5 protein-coding genes and 2 pseudogenes are annotated in these 4,465 nt (G+C 68.9%); 3 read left to right on the forward strand and 4 right to left on the reverse strand.

Annotated elements, in window-relative coordinates:
• A partial coding sequence (locus J1C73_RS18815) for an Ig domain-containing protein (RefSeq protein WP_207317428.1) occupies positions 1–400 on the forward strand: 400 nt, incomplete at its 5' end.
• Positions 401–491: 91 nt separating this feature from the next.
• Here J1C73_RS18815 and J1C73_RS36220 read toward each other — a convergent pair.
• Positions 492–969: pseudogene (locus tag J1C73_RS36220) on the reverse strand (winged helix-turn-helix domain-containing protein); the annotation flags it as partial.
• A 388-nt stretch (positions 970–1,357) separates the two neighbouring features.
• Positions 1,358–1,909, reverse strand: coding sequence for a GNAT family N-acetyltransferase (locus J1C73_RS18825; RefSeq protein ID WP_207317429.1), 552 nt, complete (start codon positions 1,907–1,909; stop codon positions 1,358–1,360).
• A 48-nt stretch (positions 1,910–1,957) separates the two neighbouring features.
• On the opposite strand from J1C73_RS18825, the gene J1C73_RS18830 reads away from it, so the two are divergent.
• Positions 1,958–2,578 carry a TetR/AcrR family transcriptional regulator gene (locus J1C73_RS18830; RefSeq protein ID WP_207317430.1) on the forward strand — a complete coding sequence of 207 codons (621 nt, stop codon included), beginning with the start codon at positions 1,958–1,960 and terminating at the stop codon, positions 2,576–2,578.
• 83 nt (positions 2,579–2,661) lie between these two features.
• Here J1C73_RS18830 and J1C73_RS18835 read toward each other — a convergent pair.
• Positions 2,662–2,998 (reverse strand): annotated as a pseudogene (locus J1C73_RS18835) (IS701 family transposase); the annotation flags it as partial.
• Positions 2,999–3,151: 153 nt separating this feature from the next.
• Positions 3,152–3,829 carry a DnaJ-like cysteine-rich domain-containing protein gene (locus tag J1C73_RS18840; RefSeq protein WP_207317431.1) on the reverse strand — a complete coding sequence of 226 codons (678 nt, stop codon included), beginning with the start codon at positions 3,827–3,829 and terminating at the stop codon, positions 3,152–3,154.
• Positions 3,830–3,881: 52 nt separating this feature from the next.
• On the opposite strand from J1C73_RS18840, the gene J1C73_RS18845 reads away from it, so the two are divergent.
• Positions 3,882–4,355: a hypothetical protein gene (locus J1C73_RS18845; RefSeq protein WP_207317432.1), complete on the forward strand. Its 474-nt coding sequence runs from the start codon at positions 3,882–3,884 to the stop codon at positions 4,353–4,355.
• Positions 4,356–4,465: the final 110 nt, after the last annotated feature.

A 4,465-nucleotide genomic window follows, 5' to 3' on the forward strand; every position in this document is an offset into this window, starting at 1 on the left:
GCAGCAGGCGCGGTTCCGCGGCCTGAAGACGAACTGGCACCTGAGCGCGGTCGAGCCGGGCAAGCGCTGGTCCCTGCAGGAGCTGGACGCCGACGGCAAGCCGGTCGGCGCCCCCCAGGCCGTCGTCGCCCCGACCCCGGAGCTCGACGCCGGACCGCTGCCCGCGGCAGCCAAGGGAGCCCTGTACGAGGCGACCGTGAAGACCAACACGACGGCGACCACGCGCTACGCGGTGACCTCGGGGACCTTGCCCGCGGGCCTCGTGCTCAATGCGGACACCGGCGGAATCGTGGGGACACCGGTCAGGACGGGAGCGGCGCCGTTCACGGTCACGGCGTACCAGAGCTCCGGTCAGCCGACAGCGCGGCGCGACTACGTGATCGAGGTCGGCGGTCACTGAGCTCGTAGGCGTGGTGTTGTCAGGGTGAGTCCAGTGCCGGCAAGGCATCCGTCAATAAGGTCGGGCCGGTACTGGACCTGGCGCAGTCTCGGTGGGCGCCGTCGAGCAGGCGGATGTAGTCCGTCTCGCTCAGCGAGCGGCACGCGCCCTTGTGGCCGGCGTGTCGGCACAGGCGGGTGGGCAGGCCCGGCCTGATGCACAGCAGCCCGGCCGCCGAGAGGCGGCCACGGCTGCACCCGGGCACACGCACCGTCGGGGTGATCCCGCGCCGGCCCCAGGTGCGGCCCTTGGGCGGCCGACCGGTTACGCCCTATTCATCCTCGAAACAGATGAACGCGCCGGTCGCCGTCCGGAGGTCTTTACTCCTCCCAGGTCGCCTTCCGCCATGCAGTAATCGCGTCTTCGTCGCGTTCGGCGGCGGGCCGGGCGGGCATCTGTAGGCTGTAGCCCATCCGGTGCAGCAGCCGGGTGACGCCGGAGAAGCTGTAGGAGATGTGGAACTCTCGCCCGATCAGTGTGCGTACCCGGGCGACGGTCCACACCTGATCGTCCGTCCAGCCGTGTGCTGCCGGTGCAGGCATCGGACCTGTGTTCTCCCATCCGCCGAGGCGATCATGCCTGGCTTCAGAGTCGCTACAAAATCCGATTCAGCTCAGGTCGGGGTGCCCCGGGCACGCGGTCCTGCTCGACGGTCCTGTCGAGGCGGACGAGAGTCTGAACCGCCATTCCGCCCACGTTCGGGAACCACTCGACCAAGTGGTGTGACACGGCTGATCTGCCACCATGACGAGGTCCGCACCCAGTTCACACCCACACTGCCCGCGCGGTGTCGGACCCGCCCTGCTCACCGGCCGCAGTCAGATGTTGGACCACGGCTTCCGTAGTCCGCTGCACGTGAGTGAGCACCCACCGCGTTGGCCCACAGCCACCGCCGTGGGTGCGTGGCGGAGATTCCGGTCACTGGTGATGGTTTCGCCATTCGGGGGCGAGGATCGCCCACATCTGCTTGTCGTGGCGGGTGCCGCCGTAGGGCCAGTACTCGCGCCGTACGCCTTCGAGCGTCATACCGAGCCGCCGGGCCACCGCGGAGCTGCGCTCGTTGTCGGCTCGGCAGTTCCACTCGGCGCGATGCAGCCCCCGGGAGGCGAACGCCCACTCCAGCAGCGCGCGGCACGCCTCTGTGACCAGGCCATGACCCTCGACGGCCGGCTCCAGCCAGCAGCCGATCTCGCAGGAACCGAAGCCGGCGTCGAACTCCACGAACATCACGCCGCCGACCAGTGTTCCGTCGAGCCAGATACCGAAGAGGCGGCCGCCGTCCGCGGCCTGACGCTCGGCGTACCGGCGCAGTGTGGCCCGCGCCCCCTCGAGGTCGACGGTGACGAACCCCGGCCCGACCCACGGCCGGATGTGCTCGCGAGCCCGGTCCAGGTGGGCGGCGAACTCCTCGGCATGCCATATCTCCAGCGGGCGGAGGCGGGCGTTGTCCCGCAAAGAAAGGGAAAACACGATAACCCCATTCACATAACAAGCGTTACGGCTATGTACCGTAGCAGCATGCCACGCACCAAGGGGAACCACGAGGCTCGCCGACGCGACGTCTCCGAGGCGGTCTGGCGGGTGTTGGTCGCTCACGGCTTCGGTGGATTGACCATGCGAGCCGTCGCCGCCGAGCTCGATGCCACCACCGGCCTGCTCACCCACTACTTCCCCGCCAAACGCGACCTGGTTGCCTACGCCCTCGACCTGCTCGAACGGCGAAGTGCCTCCCGCCCCCGGCGCGCCGCCGACAAAGGCCTGTCCGCCGTGAGGGCCGCGCTGCTGGACATCCTGCCGCTGACCGACGAGGCCACCGACAGCAACCGGATCTGGGTGTCCTCCTGGGATGCCGCGCTCGCCAACCCCGAGTTGAGCGGCGATTACGCCCGCAAGTACGCGCAGAGCCGCGAAAAGCTGCGCGACCTGGTCGCCGCAGCCCAACAGCTCGGCGAACTGCCCGATGGCGACTCGGCCCGCATCGCGGCCGGCGCCCAGTCCTTCGTGCTCGGTCTGGTGGTTCAGGCGCTATTCGACCCCCCGGCGTTCCCACCCCACCGCCAGGCCGAGCTCCTTGATGACTACCTGGCCACGTTGAACTCCCCACCCTCATCCGGTGGCGATCACGAGGTCCTGTCCTGACGGCCACGCGTCTCGGAAGAGTTGTCGAGACTCGCTCGGCGGCCAGCAGCGCGCACCGTTCATCGGCCCCGACACCCGGGTGCTCCGTACGCCTCGTCCGCGGTGACCCAGGCGAACGACACGGCCGCGTCGATGGCGCGTTGCAGCATCCACTTCAGGTGCTCGATCTTCGTAGCGAACGGGCACCTCGTCACCGATCCCGGCCGCCCGGCAGCGGTCGCGGTCGTCCGTCCAGGACTTCGGAACGTATAGTTCCCGGTCGATCAACGCCCGCCCCTTGGCGGAGGCGTAGGCCAAAAACGTGCCGATCTGGGAGTTCTCCGTGCGGCCGACGGTGCCGGAGTACTGCCGCTGGACACCGGCTGACCTGGTGCCCTTCTTCAGGAAGCCGGTTTCGTCCCCGATGAGCACGAGCAGTGGCACCGACCGTCACGCCACATGCGGTTGCAGTATTAACGCCCTTCGACAACAACGGTTCCAGCACCGCCCACTGAGTGTCTGTCAGATCTCCCCGAGCCACGACAGGTGATCATCGCAGGACCTTGATCCACTTTCGAAACAGGTCAATGGCGGCTACTGGCTCAGTTCGGGGTAGTAGGTCAGCTGGTACGGCGACAGCTGGGAGACGGCCAACTGGCCCCCGCCCCGGCAGATGGGGCAGACGCGTTGCCTGCCGCACTGGCGGCAGTTACTGCGCCCATGGCTCTCGCTGGGCACCCAGCCGCGTCCACCGCAGCCGTGGCAGGCGCCGAGGCCGTCGCACTCGTAGCAGAGCACGTAGCCGGGCGTGAGGGTCTCGGGCGTCCGGACCGGCTCCGGCCACTGGAACTCCTCCGGCTCGTGCAGGGCTAGGGCGGGGGTCTGCCCGCTGTAGAGCACGGCCGAGTTGTAGTCGCCTGTGCGGACTTCGATGCGGGTGCCGTCGGGGCGGCGGGCAGTGAGGACGTACGTGCGTTTCGTGCCGTCGATCTCCTCCTGAGGCCCCGCGATGTCCCAGTCGGCCGAGCTGAGCAGGCCGGCCGCCCGGGAGGCGACGTCGGCAGCGCCGACCCCTTCGGGACGTTCCCCACGGAACACGGCCGAGTAGCTGTAGCGCAGCGGCTCGTGCCAGTCGGCGACGTTCGGCTCGTCGAGGAAGAGGAGGCCGAGGTCGGCGCCGGGGGTCAGGTCGTCGATCAGCTCGACGAGCTGCGCACGCAGGGCACGCCCGAGCCGGTCCAACTCCTCACGCACACCGGGTATTTCACCCACTGGTGCCCCCTCTCTCTCGCTTGATTGCGGGCATCCTATGCGGGTGAGAACGGTGAGAACACAGGCAGAGGCCCGCACCCAGCTACTACGGCACTTCACGGAGACGCTCCGTGCGCTGCCCCCGGAACTGTCGCTGGCGCTGCGGCATCCGGACCTGCCCCACGCGGGCCTGCACCGCGGGGTTGTCCTGTCCGAGGACCTGAACCATCCCGATGACGGCTGGGCGACCTTCGACGTCCGGTACTGGGTGTTGGGAACCGCGCCGGACACCCGCGACCGGTATTTCGACCTGGTGACGGGGGTGTGGCGCGAATGGGGCTGGGCGACGAGGGACGGAGGGGCTGCCCGTACGCGCACGGGTTGGGCGGACACCCCCGACGGCTACGGCCTCGCCCTCACGCGGAGTGTGAACGGCTACCTGAGCATGGCCGGCTCGACACCGCTGTTCCTGCGGGGCTCGGTGGTGGGGGAGCCGATGCCGACGCGGATCGCTTGGCGGGACGGGGAGGCGGTGTCCTCCTTGTAGTCAGGCTCGCAGAGTGAGTGAGCCTTCGCCAACTTGAATTCGCTAGTCAAAGCGCTGGTGTGACGGCCTTCCGGGGTGCTCACGCTGGTCGTGGGCGGGAGCCTACGGAG

The organism is Streptomyces laculatispora (assembly GCF_017353455.1).
Taxonomy (GTDB): Bacteria; Actinomycetota; Actinomycetes; order Streptomycetales; family Streptomycetaceae; genus Streptomyces; species Streptomyces laculatispora.